18 protein-coding genes are annotated in these 17,950 nt (G+C 70.0%); 9 read left to right on the top strand and 9 right to left on the bottom strand.

Annotated elements, in window-relative coordinates; all coding sequences use genetic code 11:
* Nucleotides 1-74 precede the first annotated feature (74 nt).
* Genes E8A12_RS16205 through E8A12_RS16190 form a run of 4 tightly spaced genes read left to right on the top strand, consistent with a single transcriptional unit; the run spans nucleotide 75 to nucleotide 5,006 of the window.
* Nucleotides 75-2,798 carry a peptidoglycan-binding protein gene (locus tag E8A12_RS16205; protein ID WP_293370669.1) on the top strand — a complete coding sequence of 908 codons (2,724 nt, stop codon included), beginning with the start codon at nucleotides 75-77 and terminating at the stop codon, nucleotides 2,796-2,798.
* A gap of 37 nt (nucleotides 2,799-2,835) precedes the next feature.
* The gene (locus E8A12_RS16200; RefSeq protein ID WP_293370667.1) at nucleotides 2,836-3,756 is read left to right on the top strand and encodes a sulfite exporter TauE/SafE family protein; all 921 of its coding nucleotides are present in this window, start codon (nucleotides 2,836-2,838) and stop codon (nucleotides 3,754-3,756) included.
* Complete coding sequence (locus tag E8A12_RS16195) at nucleotides 3,756-4,523, top strand: TIGR02186 family protein (RefSeq protein ID WP_293370665.1); 768 nt, start codon at nucleotides 3,756-3,758, stop codon at nucleotides 4,521-4,523. Before E8A12_RS16200 ends, E8A12_RS16195 begins: the two co-directional genes overlap by 1 nt.
* Entirely contained in the window at nucleotides 4,524-5,006 is a 483-nt protein-coding gene (locus tag E8A12_RS16190) for a DUF3429 domain-containing protein (RefSeq protein WP_293370663.1), read from the top strand.
* An 8-nt stretch (nucleotides 5,007-5,014) separates the two neighbouring features.
* Here the strand turns inward: E8A12_RS16190 and pdeM are convergent, their stop codons facing one another.
* The 4 genes from pdeM to E8A12_RS16170 form a co-directional block, all read right to left on the bottom strand.
* Entirely contained in the window at nucleotides 5,015-5,746 is a 732-nt protein-coding gene (pdeM, locus tag E8A12_RS16185) for a ligase-associated DNA damage response endonuclease PdeM (RefSeq protein WP_293370661.1), read from the bottom strand.
* Nucleotides 5,743-8,217 carry a ligase-associated DNA damage response DEXH box helicase gene (locus E8A12_RS16180; protein WP_293370659.1) on the bottom strand — a complete coding sequence of 825 codons (2,475 nt, stop codon included), beginning with the start codon at nucleotides 8,215-8,217 and terminating at the stop codon, nucleotides 5,743-5,745. The genes pdeM and E8A12_RS16180 overlap by 4 nt, the downstream gene beginning before the upstream one ends.
* Before the next feature lie 132 nt (nucleotides 8,218-8,349).
* Nucleotides 8,350-9,330: a PfkB family carbohydrate kinase gene (locus E8A12_RS16175; RefSeq protein WP_293370657.1), complete on the bottom strand. Its 981-nt coding sequence runs from the start codon at nucleotides 9,328-9,330 to the stop codon at nucleotides 8,350-8,352.
* Nucleotides 9,314-9,967, bottom strand: coding sequence for a class II aldolase/adducin family protein (locus E8A12_RS16170; protein WP_293370655.1), 654 nt, complete (start codon nucleotides 9,965-9,967; stop codon nucleotides 9,314-9,316). Before E8A12_RS16170 ends, E8A12_RS16175 begins: the two co-directional genes overlap by 17 nt.
* A 261-nt stretch (nucleotides 9,968-10,228) precedes the next feature.
* Here E8A12_RS16170 and E8A12_RS16165 point away from each other — a divergent pair, with 261 nt between their 5' ends.
* Nucleotides 10,229-11,380 (top strand): saccharopine dehydrogenase NADP-binding domain-containing protein, encoded by a 1,152-nt coding sequence (locus tag E8A12_RS16165; protein ID WP_293370653.1) that lies wholly within the window; start codon nucleotides 10,229-10,231, stop codon nucleotides 11,378-11,380.
* A gap of 25 nt (nucleotides 11,381-11,405) precedes the next feature.
* Here E8A12_RS16165 and E8A12_RS16160 read toward each other — a convergent pair whose 3' ends face one another.
* From E8A12_RS16160 to E8A12_RS16150, 3 genes are all read right to left on the bottom strand, one after another.
* On the bottom strand, nucleotides 11,406-11,732 hold the full coding sequence (locus E8A12_RS16160; protein ID WP_293370651.1) for a hypothetical protein: 327 nt from the start codon (nucleotides 11,730-11,732) through the stop codon (nucleotides 11,406-11,408).
* A gap of 95 nt (nucleotides 11,733-11,827) precedes the next feature.
* Nucleotides 11,828-12,430, bottom strand: a complete 603-nt coding sequence (gstA, locus tag E8A12_RS16155) for a glutathione transferase GstA (protein ID WP_293370649.1) — start codon at nucleotides 12,428-12,430, stop codon at nucleotides 11,828-11,830.
* Nucleotides 12,431-12,477: 47 nt separating this feature from the next.
* The gene (locus E8A12_RS16150) at nucleotides 12,478-12,771 is read right to left on the bottom strand and encodes a DUF3175 domain-containing protein (RefSeq protein ID WP_293370647.1); all 294 of its coding nucleotides are present in this window, start codon (nucleotides 12,769-12,771) and stop codon (nucleotides 12,478-12,480) included.
* Nucleotides 12,772-12,917: 146 nt separating this feature from the next.
* Here E8A12_RS16150 and E8A12_RS16145 point away from each other — a divergent pair, with 146 nt between their 5' ends.
* From E8A12_RS16145 to E8A12_RS16135, 3 genes are all read left to right on the top strand, one after another.
* Nucleotides 12,918-13,889 carry an SDR family NAD(P)-dependent oxidoreductase gene (locus E8A12_RS16145; protein WP_293370645.1) on the top strand — a complete coding sequence of 324 codons (972 nt, stop codon included), beginning with the start codon at nucleotides 12,918-12,920 and terminating at the stop codon, nucleotides 13,887-13,889.
* A gap of 347 nt (nucleotides 13,890-14,236) precedes the next feature.
* Nucleotides 14,237-14,752, top strand: coding sequence for a DUF4402 domain-containing protein (locus tag E8A12_RS16140; protein ID WP_293370643.1), 516 nt, complete (start codon nucleotides 14,237-14,239; stop codon nucleotides 14,750-14,752).
* Nucleotides 14,753-14,797: 45 nt separating this feature from the next.
* A complete protein-coding gene (locus tag E8A12_RS16135; protein WP_293370641.1) occupies nucleotides 14,798-15,556 on the top strand; it encodes a PIG-L family deacetylase in 759 nt (252 codons plus the stop codon).
* Here the strand turns inward: E8A12_RS16135 and E8A12_RS16130 are convergent.
* Nucleotides 15,514-16,692: a Gfo/Idh/MocA family oxidoreductase gene (locus tag E8A12_RS16130; RefSeq protein WP_293370639.1), complete on the bottom strand. Its 1,179-nt coding sequence runs from the start codon at nucleotides 16,690-16,692 to the stop codon at nucleotides 15,514-15,516. The genes E8A12_RS16135 and E8A12_RS16130 overlap by 43 nt on opposite strands.
* A gap of 313 nt (nucleotides 16,693-17,005) precedes the next feature.
* Between E8A12_RS16130 and E8A12_RS16125 the strand changes: the two genes are divergently transcribed.
* Nucleotides 17,006-17,494 carry a DUF4402 domain-containing protein gene (locus tag E8A12_RS16125; protein ID WP_293370637.1) on the top strand — a complete coding sequence of 163 codons (489 nt, stop codon included), beginning with the start codon at nucleotides 17,006-17,008 and terminating at the stop codon, nucleotides 17,492-17,494.
* Between the two features lie 2 nt (nucleotides 17,495-17,496).
* On the opposite strand, the gene E8A12_RS16120 is transcribed toward E8A12_RS16125, so the two are convergent.
* Entirely contained in the window at nucleotides 17,497-17,760 is a 264-nt protein-coding gene (locus tag E8A12_RS16120; protein WP_293370635.1) for a hypothetical protein, read from the bottom strand.
* Nucleotides 17,761-17,950: the final 190 nt, after the last annotated feature.

Genomic DNA, 17,950 nt, shown 5'->3' with positions numbered 1-17,950 from the left:
TCGCCAAGGAGCTTGCCCGCCGTTCGGGAATGACTCTGGGGGAATGGCTTAACCGAGTTATCCTAGAAGATGACATGCCGGAGGACGTCACCTCCGAAGAGCATTTCATGCCGCGGCCGGTTCGGGCCGCGATCGAGGCGCCGAAGCCGTTCATGTCGTCCCCGACCTTCAATGCCAGGCCTGACGAATTGGGGCGCATCGCGTTCGCCCTCGATCGTCTGACCGACCGCATCGAGGCGTCCGAGACCCGCACCGGCCTGGCCATCTCCGGCGTCGAGCATTCCGTGCGCCACGCCATGGCGCGCATCGAGACCGCCGAGCGCGAACACCTGGCGGTCGCCACCCGCTTCGACGCCGCCGCCGAGCAGCTGGCGGCCGAGCAGGCGCGCGCTTCGGAGCGCATGCGCCGCGTAGAGACCGAGCTCAGCGGCCCGCGGTCCGCGGAGGCGATCAAGCTGTTGGAAGAGCAGGTCAGCCGCGTCGTAGGCCAGGTCGCCGCGGCCGATGAGACCACGCGGGCGACCCTCTCGGATCTGGAAGCCAGGCTGGCCGCCGCGCCGGAAGGCGCCGACCCTGCCGTGGTCATCGAGGAAGCCGTCTCGCGCCTGGCGCAGCGGCTGGCCGACGCCGAGGGGCGCACCGGCGAGGCCCTCGACGCGCTGCGCGACAGCCTGGTGCAGCTGGATCAGCGGATGTACGCCGCCGACGGCAGCGTGCGCGGCGACATGGACCATCGTCTGGTCTCGCTGGCGGACGATCTTACCCGCCGGGTTGAGGACGCCCGCACGGAGATCGCCGAACGGCTGGCGGCCGCGGGGACCGGGCAGGTCGAGGCCCGGCTGGGCGAGATGGCCGAGCAGATGGCCGCCGCCGAGGCCCGCTCCGCCCACGCCATCGAGACGATGGGCCGCGAGGTCCTGACCATGGCCGAGACGCTCAATCGCCGGGTGCAGAGCGCAGAGCAGCGCAGCGCTGAGGCCATCGAGCAGGTCGGCGGCGAGATCGCCCGCATCGCCGGCGCCGTGGAAAACCGGCTGGGCCGCACCGACCAACTGCATGCCGAGGCGCTGGAACGGCTGGGCGCGGAGATCGGCAAGATCACCGAGCGGCTCACCGACCGCATCATCCAGTCCGAACGCCGCGCGGCCCAGGCCATCGACGACGTCGGCGAGCAGGTGGCCAAGGTCACTGAACGCATCGAGCAGCGTCACGAGCGCGCCGCCAGCGATCTGGCCGAACGCATCCGGCAGAGCGAGGAACGCACCGCCCGATTGCTGGAAAGCGCGGGGTCGCGGCTCGCCGAAGCCCCGCCCATGTCGGCGACGCCCGTGGAGCTTCAGACCGCCGCAGCGCGTCCGGACGAAGCCGCGAGCGACCTGCCGGCCGCGCCGGCGGTGTTCGGGGCCGAACTCTTCTCGCGCGCCGAGCCGGTCTCCCAGCCGGCGCTCGATCCCAGCAATCCGGCGTTCAGCGAGGAGGATTTCGCCCACGTCGACGCCTTCGCATCCGTGGACGGCTTCGCCCCCATCGCCGAGCAGGCGGCTGACGCCGAGGCCGGCGCGGAAGGCGAGGCCGAGGCGCTGCCCGAGCGGGAGCCTGGGCCGATCCTGGGGTCCATCGAATTCGACGAGCCGGCCGTGGAGTCCGCCGCGCCGCAGCTTTCCACGCGCGAGGTGATCGAACAGGCCCGCGCCACCGCGCGCGCCGCCGCGGCCGCGCCGCGGCCCAAGCTGCTGCGCGCCGACCGGCGCCGGCCGATGCGCGCCGGCGGGTTGCTCGGAGCGCTGAAGGCGCGGCCCGCGTCCACCTGGCAAACCGCCTTGATGGTGGCCGGCGGCGCGGCTTTCCTGAGCGTCGGGGCGGCCGGCGTGGTGCTGATGGAGGGCCCCACGGCCGGCCATGCCGCGCACGACGCCCTGCCGTTCATAGGCACGCCTCGCGCCGCCGTCGCGCTGACCCCCGATCCCGCGCCGCCGCTGGTCACAGCCGGCGATGCGCAGGTCCTGCCGGTCGCGCCGCATGCCCCCGCGCCAGCCACCGCCGCTGCGGCGCCGGCCGACGCCGCCGGCGCCGACTACGTCAAGGTCGCCGCGGCCGTGGAGCAGAGGCAGCCGGGGGCGCTGGCCAAGCTGAAGGGACTGGCGGACGGCGGTCACGCGCCGTCCCAGATGTTCCTGGCGCGGCTCTACGAGACCGGCCAGGCGGGCGTGACCCAGAACCTGGCCGAGGCCCGTCGCTGGACCCTGCGGGCCGCCGAGGCCGGCGATCCGACGGCGATGCACAACCTGGCGCTCTACTACTTCCGTGGCGAGGGCGGGCCGCAGGACACCGCCGCGGCGGCCCAGTGGTTCACCAAGGCCGCCCAGCACGGGGTGGTGGATTCTCAGTACAATCTCGGCCTGCTCTACCAGTCCGGGTCCGGCGTGCCGCGCGACCTGGCCCAGGCCTACAAGTGGTTCAGCATCGCCGCCAACTCCGGCGACAGCCAGGCCCGCACCAGCGCGCTCGACCTGGAAGGCAAGCTGCCGTCCCCCCAGTTAGCCCAGGCGGAAGCCCAGGCCAGCGCGTTCGAGCCGGCCGGCCTCGCGCCGACAGCGGCCAACTCCGCCAGCGGCCCCTCGGTGGTCGCCGCCCAGACCATCCTCGGCCGGCTGGGCTACTACAAGGGCAAGCCCGACGGCGCCAATTCGCGCGACTTGAAGCTGGCCGTGAGCGCCTACCAGCGCGACCAGGGCCTCGCGGCCACCGGCGCGCTCGATCCCGCCACCGTTTCCCGGCTTTCCGTCTTCTCGCGTTGATCCGCCAGGCGGCTGCCCTCGGCTGAAGAGGCGACGTTTGGACCTCTACCTGCCCATCGCCGAGGTGTCCGTGAACGCCCCGCTGCTGGTGGCGCTCGGGGCGCTGGTGGGCTTCATCTCCGGCCTGTTCGGCATCGGCGGCGGCTTCCTGATGACGCCGGTCCTGGTGTTCCTCGGCATCCCGCCGGCGGTGGCCGTGGCCAGCATGTCGAACCACGTGGCCGCCTCCTCCATGTCGAGCGTGCTGTCCTACGGCAGGAAGCGCGCCGTCGACTTCCGCATGGGCGGGGTGCTGGCCGCCGGAGGAGCGGTGGGCTCGGTGGCCGGCGTGGAGCTGTTCCGCTGGCTGCGCCTGCTGGGCCAGGCCGACCTGGTGGTGGCGCTCTCCTACCTGATCTTCCTAGGGATCATCGGCGGGCTGATGTTCTGGGAGTCGGTGGGCGCGATCCTGCGCCGGCGCCGCAACGCGCCCGCGCCGCCGCATCGGGACCGGCGGCCACCCTGGCTCTACGGCCTGCCGCTCAAGCTGCGCTTCCCGCGCTCGCGGCTCTACATCAGCGTCATCCCGCCGATACTGCTGGGCGCCTTCGTGGGGGTGCTGTCGGCGATCATGGGCGTCGGCGGCGGCTTCATCCTGGTGCCGGCCATGATCTACATCCTGCGGATGCCGGCCAACGTCGTGGTCGGCACCAGCCTCTTCCAGATCATCATCACCACAGCGCTCACCGGCGTCCTGCAGGCCGGGCGCAACCAGACGGTCGACATCCTGCTGGCTGCGCTGCTGCTGGTCGGCGGCGTGCTGGGCGCACAGCTGGGCGCGCGGGCCTCGTCGCGCTTCCGGGCCGAGGAGCTTCGCGCGCTGCTGGCGCTGATCGTGCTGCTGGTGGGCCTGCGCATGGGCCTGGGCCTCTTCTTCACCCCGCACGAGCCCTTTGTGCTGATGTCGGGGAACGGCTGATGCAGGCTGCTTTGCCGCCGCCCGTCCCGGGAAGCGCCGCGGTCTCCGCCGCGCTCACCGAGACCAACGTGCGGGTCAACTCCGACTTCCGCGGCGACCAGATCGTGCTCTACGGCGCGGTCTTCGATCCCGCCCAGCGGCCGAGCGACGTGGTGGTGATCGTGCGCGGCCCAGATCAGCCGGTGCGCATCGCCCGGAAGAGCCGCGTCGCCGGCCTATGGATCAACAGCCGCCCGGTGGTGTTCCAGGGCGCCCCCGGGTTCTACATCGCCGCTTCCACCCGACCGCTGGACGACATCGCCCACTTCGCCGTGCTGCGCCGCCTGGAGGCCGGAGTCGACCACCTGGCGATGCACGCCCCGGCCGAACTGCGGACCGAGACGCGCTACGGGGTCCGCGACGTGGTGGTCTCCAGCCTGGGCGCCGACTACCTCGACTGGCGCAACGCCGTCGTACGCCTGAAGACCGCCGAGCATCTCTACGATGTCGACGAGCATGGGGTGCGCTTCGTCGACAGGGGCCTGTTCCGCGCCGAGATCCCGCTGCCCGCCGAGGCGCCCATCGGCCAGTACCAGGTGCGCATCCTGCTGTTCCAGGGCGGCCAGCCGGTCGCGGAGAAGGACCGGACCCTGACCGTCGAGAAAGTGGGCGTCGAGCGCGGCCTTTACCTTTGGGCCCATCGCAGGCCATGGTCCTACGGTCTGGCGGCCATGGCCTTCGCACTCGCGGCCGGCTGGGCGGCGTCTTCGGCGTTTCGGAGAGACTGAATGGCGACGGACGAGCCGCACGCTTCAGCTCCTTACGACGCCATCCCGCCGGCGCTGTGGATCATCGCGCTCTGTTCGCTCGCCCCATTCCCCTTGGCTGCCGTCGCCTATGGCTGGGGTCCGGCCGACGTGGCGCGCCCGGCCCTGACGGTGATCCTCAACTGGTCGGGCTGCGTGCTGGCCTTCCTGGGCGGCGTGCGCTGGGGACTGGAGAGCGGGCGGCCGAAGCCGAGGCCCGAACGCCTCCTGATCTCAGTGCTTTCGCCGGTGGTCGCCTGGGTGATCCTGTTCTCGCGCCACCGCATCCCCGACGGCTGGATCATCGGCGGCTGCATCGGCGCCTTCCTGGTCCAGTGGCTCTTCGACCACCAGGCCCCGGACGTGCCCGCCCGCTATCCGCGGCTGTCGACGGCGCTCACCGCCGGGGCCTGCATCTCGCTGGCCGTCTGCCTCGACCAGGCGCTGAAGACCGGCCACGTCTGAGGTCGTCGTTAGTCCGGTCCCAACGACCGCCAGCCCACCGCATGCACCCGGTCGCGGCCAAGGGCCCCGGCCAAGGGCGACCGGGCGAAGAGGCCGGCGAAGGCTGCGTCGCGCACGTTCAGCCCGCCGGCATAGGCCCCGAAGGCCGGCAGGATCAACCGCTCGGCGTCGGTGATGAAGCAGCGGCGGCGCACGCTGCCGCGTGTCGCCCTGACCCGTGCGGCGGGGTGCAGATGGCCCGCGACCTCTCTGGGCTGCAGGCCGGCCTGCGGCTCATGGCGCAGGATCAGGCCGCAGAGGCTGAGTTCGTCGGCGACCTCGCCGGGCAGCGCGCGAGGCCCGTCCGCGTCGTGATTGCCGACCACCCAGATGAGCGTCCGGCCGCGCGCCAGGTCCCGCAGGCGCTGGGCGTCATCGGCGGCCAACCGGTCCTCGGAGCTGCGGTCATGGAAGGTATCGCCCAGCAGGACGATGATCGCGGGCGTCAGCGCCGTCACTTCCGCCGCCAGCCGCCGCAGGGTCTCGCGGGTGTCGTAGGGCGGTAGCATCTGGCCACGGGACGCGTAGGAACTGCCCTTTTCCAGGTGCAGGTCGGCGACCACCAGGGCGCGCTCGGCCGCGAGCCACAGGGCGCCGGAGGCCCGCAGCATCGCCTGAGCCGCTCCGATGGTCACCCGCAGCGAGCCGCACTCCGCCACGGCGTAGTCATAGGCGAAAGCCCGTTCGGCCAGGGCGTTCATTGCAGGGCCTCGGCGATCAGGTCTTCCTCGGCTTCGCGCAGGATCATGGTCTCGCCAGAATGGCCCGGGCTGCGCTCCTTGCCGATCTCCAGCAGGATCGGCACCGAGAACGGCGACAGGTGCTCGAGCGGCGAATGGCGGATGCGTCCCTTGATGCGCGCCAGCATCTGCCCCAGCCGCGCCACGTCCACGAGACCCGTCGCCGCATCGTCGCGCGCGCAGCGCAGCAGCAGGTGGTCCGGCTGGTGCCTTCGCAAGGTGTCGTAGATCAGGTCAGTGGAGAAAGTGATCTGGCGCCCCGACTTCTGGGTTTGTCCTGGGAAGCGCCGCTCGATCAGGCCGGCGATGATCGCGCAGCCCTTGAAGGCGCGCTTCATCATGAAGCTCTCGGCGAGCCAGGCTTCCAGGTCGTCGCCCAGCATGTCCTCGTCGAACAGTTCAGCGAAGTCCACTGCCTCCAGCGGCTTGATGGCCCAGACCGCGAGCGCATAGTCGTTGCAGACGAAGCCCAGGGGCCCCCGGCCCATCCGCTCTAGCCGCCGCGTCAGCAGCATGGCCAGCGTGGTGTGCGCCAGGCGCCCCTCGAACGGGTAGCAGACCATGAACTGCCGGTGGCCGCGGGCGAAGGTCTCCAGCAGCATCTCGTCTTCTTCTGGAATGAGCGACCGGTCGCGCTGAGCTTCCAGCCATTCCCGCACGTCGGCGGGCAGCACGCTCCAGTGCGCCTGGTCGTACATCAGCTGGCGCACCCGCTTGGCGAGATAGGTGGAGAGCGCGAACTTCGAGCCGCCCCAGGAGGGCATCTTGGGATCGGCGCCGGGCGCGGGCTGGACCAGCACGTCGAGGTTGGTCACCGCCACCAGCCGCCAGACCTGGCCGGCGAAGACGAAGGTCTCGCCGGGCTCCAGCATCTCGACCATGCCCTCCTCGATCTCGCCGATCTTGCGCCCGCCGCGGCCACCTCGCATGGCGATGCGGACCGCGAGCATGGCGGGCGAGACAATGGCGCCGACGTTCAGCCGGTGGCGCTGGGCGGTCTCCAGGTTGCGCACGCGCCACAGGCCGTCCTGGCCCTTCACGATCCGGCGGAAGCGGTCGTAGGTCTTCAGCGCATAGCCGCCGGTGGAGACGAAATCGACGACCTGTTCGAAGTCCTCCCAGGGCAGGGCGCGATAGGGCCCCGACGAGGTGACCTCGTCATAGAGCCTCAGCATATCGAACGGCTCGGAGCAGGCGCAGCCCATGACGTGCTGGGCCAGCACGTCCAGGGCGCCGAGGCGCGGCGGATCGCCGTCCAGCTTGTTCTCGGCGATGGCCTCGCGGGCGGCCTGGCACTCCAGCATCTCGAACCGGTTGGCGGGGACGAAAAGGGCGCGGGACGGTTCGTCCAGCCGGTGGTTGGCGCGGCCGATCCGCTGCACCATCCGCGAGGCGCCTTTCGGCGAGGCGAGCTGGATCACCAGGTCCACGTCGCCCCAGTCGATGCCGAGATCGAGCGTGGAGGTGCAGACCACGGCGCGAAGTTCGCCGCGCGCCATGGCCGCCTCGACCTTGCGCCGCTGCTCGGCGGCCAGGCTGCCGTGGTGGAGCGCGATGGGCAGGGCGTCTTCGTTCAGCCGCCAGAGCTCCTGGAAGGCGAATTCGGCCTGGAAGCGGGTGTTGACGAAGACCAGCGCCGTCCTCGACTTGGCGATGACGTCATAGACCTCCTGCATGGCGTGCTGGGCGGTGTGGCCGGCCCACGGCACCTTGCCTTCGGAGAGCAGCACCTCGACCACTGGCTCCGCGCCGGGCGGCCCGCGCACCAGGTCGATGGTGTCATTGCCGCCTTTGGCGTGGTCGGCCATCCAGGCCTTGATCACCTCCGGATCGTCGACCGTGGCCGAGAGGCCCACGCGGCGCATCCTCGGCGCGAACTGGGAGATGCGGGCCAGGTCCAGCGCCAGCAGGTCGCCGCGTTTCGAGGCGTGCAAGGTGTGGATCTCGTCGAGGATCACGCACTCCAGGTTCTCGAAATATAGCCGGGCGCCCTCCCAGGCGCAGAGCAGGGCCAGCTGCTCCGGCGTGGTCAGCAGGATCTCCGGGGGCTTCACCCGCTGGCGCTGGCGGCGCGAAATCCCGGTGTCGCCGGTGCGGCTTTCCGCCGTGATCCGCAGACCCATCTGTGCGATCGGCGCATTGAGGTTGCGCTCCACATCCACGGCCAGCGCTTTCAAGGGCGAGATGTAGAGGGTGTGCAGGCTGGTCGGCCCGTTGGACGGCGGCTGGCTCGCCAGGTCGATCAAGGTCGGCAGGAATCCGGCCAGCGTCTTGCCGCCGCCGGTGGGTGCGATCAGCAGGGAGTCGCGGCCCGCGCGCGCCCGCTCGATCATCGCCAACTGGTGCGCGCGCGGGCTCCAGCCCCGGCTGGCGAACCAGTCGGCGAACCGCGGCGGCAGGAGATCGGCGGGCAGGCCCGCGCTATCGGCCATCCTCGCCCTATAGCATGTTCCCGTTACGTTTCACGCGAGAAGGCGCGGCCGCGCCAGGGCTCGCAAACGATCGCCACGACGGCCGCGCCTCTAATTTCAGCGATGGGCGGGAAGCGGCCGTTGACTGGTCGCTCAGGCGGGCTCGATCGCCAGCTCGTAACGGTCCATCGCCGCGACCGTCGCCTTGAAATCCTGCAGCGCGCCGAGTGTGCCCACGCCCTCCGCCACAAGGCCAGCGGTCATGCCCGCGAAACGGCAGGCCTCCAGCGGCGCCCAGCCGCGATCCAGGGCGGCGATAAAGCCGGCGCAGAAGCTGTCGCCGCAGCTGGTGGTGTCGACGGGAGTGACCGCGAACGCCGGGACCACATGCGCCTGCCCTCCGAGCAGGACGAACGCCCCCTGGCGGCCATTCTTGATCACACAGGCCTTGGCGCCGAGTTCGATGAACCGCTGAGCCGCGGTGGACAGGTCGTCCGATCCGCTCAGGAAGAAGGCCTCCGCGGCGCTGGGCATGAAATAGTCGACGTGCGGCAGGATCTTGGCGATCTCGTCGATGGCGCTGCGCCGCGGGCCGATCAGGTCGCAGGTGACCAGGGCGCCGCCCGCCTTGGCCTCGCGCAGCAGCTGGGCGCCAGGCCCGCCGTCGGTCGTGGAGCCTCCGATGGCCGCGTAGTGGACGAACCGGCTGCCGCGCGCGGCCGCAGTCACCGTCGCGTCGACCGGCGGCGCGCCGCCGGTCCCCGGGCAATGGAAGCTGGACCGACGCCCGTTGCTCTCCACCGCGAGCAGGGTGGACGACGTCCGTTCCCCGACCCGGGTCGCCAGCAAGCTCGTGTCGACGCCCAACGACTCCAGGCCGGTGCGGACGAACAGGCCATTCATGTCGTCGCCCACGGCGCCGACCAGCCTGACCTTGGCGCCTAGCTTGGCGGCGACCAGAGCCGCGCCAGCCGCCGTGCCGGCGGGCGCACAGGCGAGGCCCTGGATCAGGATCGCCCGCTCCGTGTGCGTCAGCCCGTCGATGGGATAGGCGTTGATGTCCAGGGTGGTCAGGCCGATGGCCAGCAGTCCGGTGTTCATCGGGGCCTCGAACTCTTCACGCCGGACGGCCATAGCCGGTGTTGCCCACCCGGCGATGGAAGTCGGCCCATTCCTCCGCCGTCAGCTGCCGCGGCTCGCCCAGGGCGCGGGCGAGGACATAGTGGCGGCAGGAAATTTCCAGCCGGTGCGCCAGCTTCACGGCGTCGGACAGGCTGCGGCCGCGCGCCGTCGCGCCGTGGTTGCTCATCAGGCAGGCGCTGCGGGTCTTCAGGGCTTCGGCGACATCGTTGGCCAGCGTTTCGCTGCCGAAGGTGGCGTAGGGCACACACGGCACGTCATCGCCGCCGAATGCGCCCACCATGTAGTGGAAGCCCGGGAGCGGCTTGCAGTGGCAGGCCACGGCGACGCAGTAGTCCGAATGGGTGTGGACCACCGCCTGTGTCTTTGGATTTCCGCGGTAGATGCGGGCGTGGAGCTGCCACTCGCTCGACGGATGCTGACCGGAATCCCAGCTGTCGTCGGGGCCCACGTAGACGAGGCTGTCTTCGGAGATGTCGTCGCCGCTCGCCCCGGTGGGCGAGATCAGCATGCCCTCTCCGAACCGCAGGCTCAGGTTCCCGGACGACAGCTCGGTGAGGCCCAGGCTGACCACCTCGCGGTAGGCCTGCGCCAACGCCTGTCGGGCGGTGCTCTCCGAGCTTGTAGGCATCAACGCCCTTCCTTTCGCGCGGCCTCCCCGGGCTCGCTCAGCGCTGCGCCACCCCACGGTAGGTTCTCCGTCAGGTCAATCGCCAAAGCCCGACAATCGTCCCCTCGCGAGCCTGCCCGGCCCGTGTTGCCGCCGATCGTGACCCAGGGCGGCGCGAGGCAACCGCTTCGCGGCGGATTTCTTCACCCATTCCCTGCGCGCCGCGATTGTATACGCCGTAAATTATAGGCATGGTCCGCGCCTTCGCAAAGGAACCTTGCCATGAACCCCAACGCCGAGTTCGACGTGATCGTCTACGGGGCTACCGGCTACACCGGCAGGCTGGTCGCCGAATATCTGGGGCAGCGCTATGGCGTCGGCGGCGACGTCAGCTGGGCCATGGCCGGGCGCAGCCGCGCCAAGCTGGAGGCGGTCCGCGACGAACTGGCCCTGCCGGCCGAGACGCCGCTGGTGGTCGCCGACGCCGACGACCCGGCGAGCCTCGACGCCATGGTCCGCCGCGCCAAGGCGATCATCACCACGGTCGGGCCATATCAACTCTACGGCGACAAGCTGGTGGCGGCTTGCGTGGCGGCCGGGACCGATTGCCTGGACCTGACGGGCGAGCCCAACTGGATGGCAAGGATCATCGCCGAGCACGACGCGGCGGCCAAGGCGTCCGGCGCGCGGATCGTCCATTCCTGCGGCTTCGACTCCATCCCCTTCGAACTCGGTGTCTGGTTCGCCGAGGAGACCGCCAAAGCCAAGCTCGGGACCTATGTCCCGCGCGTGAAGGGCCGCATCCGCGCGATCCAGGGCGGGCTCTCCGGCGGCACGGCGGCCAGCGGGGTGGCGACCATGGCCGCGATCCAGCAGGACCCTTCGATCGGCATGCTGATGATGAACCCCTTCGCGCTCACGCCCGGTTTCCAGGGGCCGGAGCAGCCCGCGGGAAGCATCGTCGAGCACGATCCGGACGTCGGCGCCGATGTCGGCCCCTTCATGATGGCGATGATCAACACCAAGAATGTCCACCGCTCGAACGCGCTCCTGGGCCATCGCTGGGGCGCGGAGTTCAAATATGACGAGATGTCGGTGCTGATCCCGGGGGCGCCCACCGAGTTCACCGGCATGGGCCCCGACGCGCCCAAGCCGGGGGAGGGGCCTTCCAAGGCCGAGCGGGAGGCGGGGTTCTACGACATCGTCTTCATCGCCATCGCCGACGACGGCCGCAAGGTGAAGGTCTCGGTGAAGGGCGACCGCGACCCCGGGTATGGCTCGACCTCGAAGATGCTGGCCGAGGCCGCGATCTGCCTGGTGCGGGACACAAAAGATGCGCCCGGCGGTGTCTGGACGCCGGGCGCGCTGATGGGGTCGAAGCTGGTGGACCGGCTTGAAGCGAACGCCGGCCTCACCTTTGCGGTCGAGGGCTGATCGCTCAGCCCTCCCGCCTCAGGCCTTAGCAGGCGTAGGGCTGCTGGACCGGGACGCGGCGGCCCGCATAGGGATCCCACGCCCAACGGGTCGTGTAGCAGGTCCCGTAGTAGCCGGGGCCGTAGTAGGCCGGGCCGTAGTAGGGGCCGCCGTAATAGTGCGGGCCCGCGATGGCCGCGCCGATGGCCAGGCCCGCCACGCCGGCGAGGGCCGCGCCGCCATAGCCGCGGCCGTAGTGGCCGCCGTAGTTGCCGTGGCCGCCATAGGGACGGGCGTCAGCCGCAGTCGCCGTAGCGCTCACCGCGCCGCCCAGAGTAATCGCCGCGATCGCGGCCGTCAGAATCTTGTTCATCTTGGCCTCCTTGTGAGTGCTTAACGGCTGAGACGCCGAAGTGTTCATAAGATAAGCCTATGATTTTTAAGCTGAACGCAGGCTGAACGGGCCCGTTAGGAAGCCGCAGGTTCGGCCAGCCCCTCGTGCTCCAGCGCCAGGCGCACGGCGGGGCGCGCCTTCATCCGGGCCACGAAGGCGAGCAGGGGCTCCGGCAGGCTGAGGCCGTTCTTCTGCGCCCACAGGCACATGACGAAGAGATAGGCGTCGGCCACGGTGAACTGGGCTCCGAACAGATAGTCGCCCTTGAGCCGTTCCGCGAGATAGCCGAACCGCCTGGCGAGAACCTCGCCAGCGGCCGTCTTCTCGGCCCCCGTAGCATCCGGACTGAAGAACGGTTTGAAGCTCTTGTGGATCTCGGTGGAGATGAACGCCAGCATCTCCAGCAGGCGGAAATGGCCGAACTGGCCCTGGGGCGTAAGCTGCGGCGCCTTGTCGGCGACCATGCTCAGGATGGCGACATTCTCGGTGAGCACCTCGCCGTCGTCGAATTCCACGGCCGGGACGTAGCCCTTGGGGTTGATCTTCAAATAGTCGCGGCCGTCCTCGGTCTTCTTCGCCCTCAGGTCGACCTTGACCCGGTCGAAGTCGAGGCCTGCCTCGTGCAAAGCGATATGGTCGGCGAGGCTGCAGGCGCCGGGGGCGAAATAGAGCTTCATCGTGGTCTCCTTGAGCGTGGCGTCGGGTCAGGTCAGGTCAGGTCAGGTCAGGTTGGGGGCGGACGGCGGAAGTCCTTCCGCAGTTCGTCCTTGGCCTCTTCGAGCGTGCGCTTGCGTGCGGCGGGCAGGTTCCGGCCCGCGCGGTTGAGGTAGAAAGTCAGCATCGACATGGCCGACTGGAAGGCCGATCCCTTGCGGCGCCGGCTGCGTTCGGCCGACCGCTTGAGGGCGTCGGCGATCTTCTTCGGGCTCCGCTGGGCGAAGACCTTCGGTTCAAGGTCCAGCGCGTCGCTGGTCTCGGCCACCTTCTGGGACCACCTGCGGGGGTGTCGTTCCGCCATCGTCGCCGTTCCTCCTGCCGGACTGGCTAGAACCCCCGCGGTCTGACGCCTGTTCCCCTCGGTGACGGTGGACGCCGCCGGCGCGGGCGGCCTAACTGGCGTCCAGCCGCGGCCAACGCGGGCGAAAGATCTGGGAGGATCGACGCATGAAGGATCTGGCCGGCAAGTTCGCCGTGGTCACCGGCGGCGGCACGGGCATGGGGCGCGAGCTGGTCCGCCAGCTGATCGCCGAAGGCTGCAGCGTGGCCATGTGCGACGTCTCGGCCAGGTCCATGGCCCAGACTGTCGCGCTCTGCGAAGCCGACGGCGTGCCGCAGGGCGCCAAGGTCACCGCCAATGTGGCCGACGTGTCCGATGAGGCCCAGCTGGTCGCCTTCCGCGACGAGGCGGCGGTGCAGCACGACAGCGACCGGCTGCACCTGCTCTTCAACAACGCCGGCATCGGCGGCGGCGGCTCGATGATCGCCGACGCGCGCGAGGAGTGGGAGCGGACCTTCAACGTCTGCTGGGGCGGCGTCTATCTGGGGGTGCGCACGTTCTTGCCCATGCTGCAGGCGGCCGACGAGGCGCACATCGTCAACACCTCCAGCGTCAACGGATTCTGGGCGAGCCTCGGCCCCAACGTCAGCCACACGGCCTATGCGGCGGCCAAGTTCGCGGTGAAGGGCTTCTCCGAGGCGCTGATCACCGACCTGGCGCTGACCGCGCCCAACATCCGCGTCTCGGTGGTCATGCCCGGCCACATCGGCACCTCGATCGTCGCCAATTCGCGCAAGGTGATGACCGGCCGCGACGAGGATGCGCTGAGCGGTGAAGACCTGGAGCGCGCCCGGGCCCGCATCGCGCGGATGGGCATGGACGTCAGCCAGCTGCGGGACGCGGCCCTGCAGGCCATGGTCGACGAGCAGGCCCGTCGATTCCTGGAGGACGCGCCGATGACCGCCGCGGCCGCGGCCACGGTGATCCTCGACGGCGTGAAGGCCGACCGCTGGCGGATCCTGGTGGGCGAGGACGCCCGGAAGATGGACGCCGCGGTCCGCGCCGATCCCGAAGCCGCCTACACGCCCGAATTCTACGAGATGCTGATCAAGGAGATGGGCTGGCGCCTCGGCCGCTGAGTCCCGATCCGGCGCGCCGTCCCCGTTTGACGCATCGCCAGCCCGGTCGCCGCCGCCCGGGGCGGCATTCTCATGTCTTTGCGCGCCGAGGGTGAATTGCCCCACGACGCTGGGGACAGAAAAAGTATTAACCTCGATCATTAAGATTTCGAGGCGCGGCATTTGCGCACAATTACGCCATATCCGCCAAATAATCGCCGATAAATCTTAACGCGGTCCGCGACTTGCCGGTGTTGAACCGAAAGCGTGACTGTGTGTGTCAATTTGAGACTGGCGCTTCAGCTCGCTCATCGATTTTAACTTTCGCCTTGATTTGGTTAAGGCGACGCATCGAGTTGAGGACTGCCATGAATATCCGCAATACCGTCGTCACGGCCGGCGCCGCGCTCGCGCTCTCCGCCCTGGCCACCAGCGCCTTCGCCTCGGGCACGGTCTCCGCCACCGCCAACGCCAGCGTGACGGTGATGTCGCCCGACACCCTGACCAAGACCCAGGACCTGGCCTTCGGCACGGTCGTGCGTCCGTCCACCGGAACCAACACGGTGGCGGTCGACACCCTGGGCCGCATCAGCATCGCCGGCGCCGGCAACGGCGGCCTGGTCAACAGCACCACCAGCGCCGCCAGGTTCAACCTGGTCGTGCCGGCCGCGACGACCTACACCACCACCCAGAGCCTGACCTTCGCCCAGGCCGGCCTGACCAACATCTCGGTCACCGCGCCGGCGACCACCACGGGCACCGTCGGCACCATCGCCGCGGCCGGCACCCAGGACCTGGAGCTGGGCGGCCAGTTCGACATGAGCTCGGCCACCACCGCCCAGGCCTACACCGGCACCCTGACACTCACGGTCAACTACAACTAAGACCGACGGTGGCGCTCGCTCGGCCCCTGGCCTAATCCAGGGGCCATGGCGACCATCCTGGCGGTCCACGCCCACCCCGACGACATCGAGCACCTGGCCGCGGGCACGCTGGCGGTCCTGGCGGCCCGGGGCCACGCGGTCCGCATCGCCACCCTGACGGCGGGCGAGTGCGGCTCGGCCGAGACCGACCTGGCAGCCACGGGGCGGATCCGCAAGGCCGAGGCCGCCGCGGCCGCCGCCCTGATCGGCGCCCGGTACCGCTGCGCCGACCTGCCGGACCTGGGGGTCTTCAACGACGACCCGTCGCGGCGCGCGGTGACCGAGCTGATCCGCTGGGCCGCAGCCGACATCGTCATCGCCGCCTCGCCGGCCGATTACCACCCCGACCATGAGGCCGCGAGCCAGCTCGCACGTGACGCCTGCTTCGCCGCTTCCGTGCCCAACTACCGGACCGGCCCCGCCAAGGCGCTGGAGGCGATCCCGCACCTCTACTTCATGGACCCGATCGGCGGACGCGACCGGGAGGGGCGCAAGGTCGTCGCCGACTTCGGCGCGGACATCGAAGCGGGATTCGCCCTGAAACAGCAGATGCTCTCGGCCCACGTCAGCCAGGCCCAGTGGGTCGCCCGCCAGCACGGCATCGCCGATCACCTGGGCTCGATGGAGGCTTGGTCGCGCCGCCGCGGTCGCGACTTCGGCCGCCCCGTGGCCGAGGGTTTCCGCCAGTACCGCCACGAGCCCTATCCGAAGACCCCGGCGCTTCAGGACCTGCTGGGCGAGGCGCTGCTCATCGCCGCGTCATAGCGGGCCCACATCGGCCGGCAGTCCAGCACCTCGCCGGACTCCATGGCCTCGTCGATGGCCATCACCGTCAGGCCGGCCTCCAGGCTGTCGAAGGGCGTCACCGGGAAGGCGGCGCCGTCCTCCAGGCTCGCCAGCAGGTCGCGGGCCATGGCCTGGTCGGCGCCGTTGTGGGCGTCGGCGGTGCGCTCGCCGAAGTCGATCCGCTCGGGCCTGGCGCGGCTGAGCGCGCGGCGCACCATCAGGCGGTTCCGCACCAGGTCGGCGATCAGCGTTCCCTCCGTCCCGGCCACGTACCAGCGGCGCTCGGTGAGCCCCACGTGGCTGTTGGCGTGGAACGACAGCCGCACCTGGTTCTCGTACTCGATCATCGCCGTCTGGTGGTCGGTGACGTCCATGTCGGACTGGAAGGCGTCGTTCGCCCCCTGCCAGCCGGGGTCGAAGGCGTAGGCCGCCTCGCCGGTATCCCAATTGCGCGGCGCGCTCTCCGAGCGCTCGACGGTGAAGATCCGCCGCCCGCCGAAGCTCGCCACCTTGGCTGGACGCGCGCCGGCGATGCGGCCGAAGATATCGAAGTCGTGGCACACCTTGTCGAGCAGGTAGGAGCCGCCCCACGCCTGCTTGCGCCGCCAGTTGCGCGCCAGATAGCCGCCATGCTCAGGGGGCAGGTGCTCGGTGGCGTCGACCGAAATGATCTCCCCCAGATCACCCGCGTCGATCCTCCCGACCACCTCGCGCACGATCGGCATCGAGCGCATCACCAGGCCGAGGAACAGCGAAGGCGTCCTGCCGGCGGCCAGGCGCGCGGCCAGCGCCAGGCTCTCGGCCTGGGTGCGCACGATGGGCTTCTCCGCGAACACCGGCCAGCCGGCGTCCAGCGCCAGGTTGAGGTGCTCGAAATGAAGGTGGTTGGGCGAGCCGACCATCACCAGGTCGTAAGGGCCGGCGGCCAGCAGCGCCTGGGGCGTTGCGAAGTCCCGGCCCTGGGCGATGCCGAACCCTTCCAGGATCGGCGCGCCGACCGGCGCCGGGTCGGTCTGGCCGGCGATCTCAAGGCGCCAGCCGACCTCCGCCATGGCGCCCAGCACGTGGGCGATCCGCTGGCCCAGGCCGATCACCGCGATCCGATAGGTCTTCATCGCCGCCCGTCATCCGCCAGCTTGCCGCGGGCCACCACAGCACGTCCGCGCGCAGGCGGCCACACCGCGTGGAACCCGACGCGGCCTGGAGGGTTCTCGGGTCTCAATGTGGGACAGGCGTGAAACTCAAGCTTAACCATGCCTGTCAAGGTGACGTTTACAATAAATATCGACCTTAACGACTGATAAATACTGTCAATAGGCGCTGTATCAAAATCTAACACATCGCACATTACTTGCCGAAACTGGTTCTAAAGACTCCCGAGTTATCTTTCGCGTTATGAAACTGCAGAATGTAGTTCTAGCGGCCTCAGTGGCCATCGCCGTCGGTCTGTCCGCCGGCGCAGCCTGCGCGGGGACCGTGACGGCCACGGCCTCGGTCAGCGTGATCGTCCTGGCGCCGGTCACCCTGCAGGCGACGCAGGGCCTCGACTTCGGCGCTGTCACCAAGCCCGGTAACGCGGGCTTCAACACCGTCAGCCTCGACGCAGCCTCCAGCAATGTGACGGTGAGCGGCACGGGCGATGCGGCGCGCGCGGCCGGCGGCGCGGTCAATTCGGCCAGGTTCAGCCTGATCGGCGACGCCGGCATCACCTATTCCACCACCCAGAGCCTGACCTTCGCCCAGCCGGGCCTGGCGCGGGTCTCCGTTTCCACGCCGGTGGCGGCCAATGGCGCGCTCGGCGTGATTCCGGCGGGCGGGCGCCAGGAACTGCGTTTCGGCGGCGCCTTCGACCTCAGCGCCGCGACGCCGGTGCAGTCCTACACCGGCGCGCTCTCGGTCACCGTCAACTACAACTAGAGCTACGGCTTCGCGGGCGTCGAAGGCGACGCGGCCGTGGTCGTGGCCACCGGGCCCGAGCCGTCGACCGGCGTGCTGGCCGCGGTCGCCGCCTGCACGGCCTGTTGCTGCAACTGGCTGTCGGGCACGGCGGCCGGCGGGGCGTCTGTGGAAACCACCGCCTTGGCGGTGCCCGTGTCGGCCTCGGCCTTACGGCCCTGGCTGCAGGCCGAAAGGCCCAGGGCCAGGACGCCGGCCGCGGCCAGCGCGATGTAAGCGGTCTTCATGGTCGCTGTCCTTCTTGCGTCATGTCGCAAGTCGAAAGCGCGGGCGCGGCGGCAGGTTCCCTGGCGCGCGGCTTGTGACGTCTTCCACCCCCAAGGGGAGGAGGGTCGCCAAAAGAACCTCGATCCGCTGCTAGACCGTCGGCGAGGCTGTGCCGGGAACCGGCGTCGCGTCGGGCGTTCCGGGCGCGGC

This window comes from Phenylobacterium sp. (genome assembly GCF_004799395.1).
GTDB lineage: Bacteria > Pseudomonadota > Alphaproteobacteria > Caulobacterales > Caulobacteraceae > Phenylobacterium.
This window is presented reverse-complemented; position numbering and strand designations above follow the sequence as displayed.

Coding starts and splice junctions, on each gene's coding strand:
- E8A12_RS16135 (WP_293370641.1), top strand. CDS start 14,798: ATGGCGACCATCCTGGCGGTCCACGCCCACCCCGACGACATCGAGCAC.
- E8A12_RS16170 (WP_293370655.1), bottom strand. CDS start 9,967: ATGCCTACAAGCTCGGAGAGCACCGCCCGACAGGCGTTGGCGCAGGCC.
- E8A12_RS16145 (WP_293370645.1), top strand. CDS start 12,918: ATGAAGGATCTGGCCGGCAAGTTCGCCGTGGTCACCGGCGGCGGCACG.
- pdeM (WP_293370661.1), bottom strand. CDS start 5,746: ATGAACGCCCTGGCCGAACGGGCTTTCGCCTATGACTACGCCGTGGCG.
- E8A12_RS16165 (WP_293370653.1), top strand. CDS start 10,229: ATGAACCCCAACGCCGAGTTCGACGTGATCGTCTACGGGGCTACCGGC.
- E8A12_RS16180 (WP_293370659.1), bottom strand. CDS start 8,217: ATGGCCGATAGCGCGGGCCTGCCCGCCGATCTCCTGCCGCCGCGGTTC.
- E8A12_RS16160 (WP_293370651.1), bottom strand. CDS start 11,732: ATGAACAAGATTCTGACGGCCGCGATCGCGGCGATTACTCTGGGCGGC.
- E8A12_RS16195 (WP_293370665.1), top strand. CDS start 3,756: ATGCAGGCTGCTTTGCCGCCGCCCGTCCCGGGAAGCGCCGCGGTCTCC.
- gstA (WP_293370649.1), bottom strand. CDS start 12,430: ATGAAGCTCTATTTCGCCCCCGGCGCCTGCAGCCTCGCCGACCATATC.
- E8A12_RS16150 (WP_293370647.1), bottom strand. CDS start 12,771: ATGGCGGAACGACACCCCCGCAGGTGGTCCCAGAAGGTGGCCGAGACC.
- E8A12_RS16205 (WP_293370669.1), top strand. CDS start 75: ATGCCGGAGGACGTCACCTCCGAAGAGCATTTCATGCCGCGGCCGGTT.
- E8A12_RS16190 (WP_293370663.1), top strand. CDS start 4,524: ATGGCGACGGACGAGCCGCACGCTTCAGCTCCTTACGACGCCATCCCG.
- E8A12_RS16175 (WP_293370657.1), bottom strand. CDS start 9,330: ATGGCCGTCCGGCGTGAAGAGTTCGAGGCCCCGATGAACACCGGACTG.
- E8A12_RS16140 (WP_293370643.1), top strand. CDS start 14,237: ATGAATATCCGCAATACCGTCGTCACGGCCGGCGCCGCGCTCGCGCTC.
- E8A12_RS16120 (WP_293370635.1), bottom strand. CDS start 17,760: ATGAAGACCGCTTACATCGCGCTGGCCGCGGCCGGCGTCCTGGCCCTG.
- E8A12_RS16130 (WP_293370639.1), bottom strand. CDS start 16,692: ATGAAGACCTATCGGATCGCGGTGATCGGCCTGGGCCAGCGGATCGCC.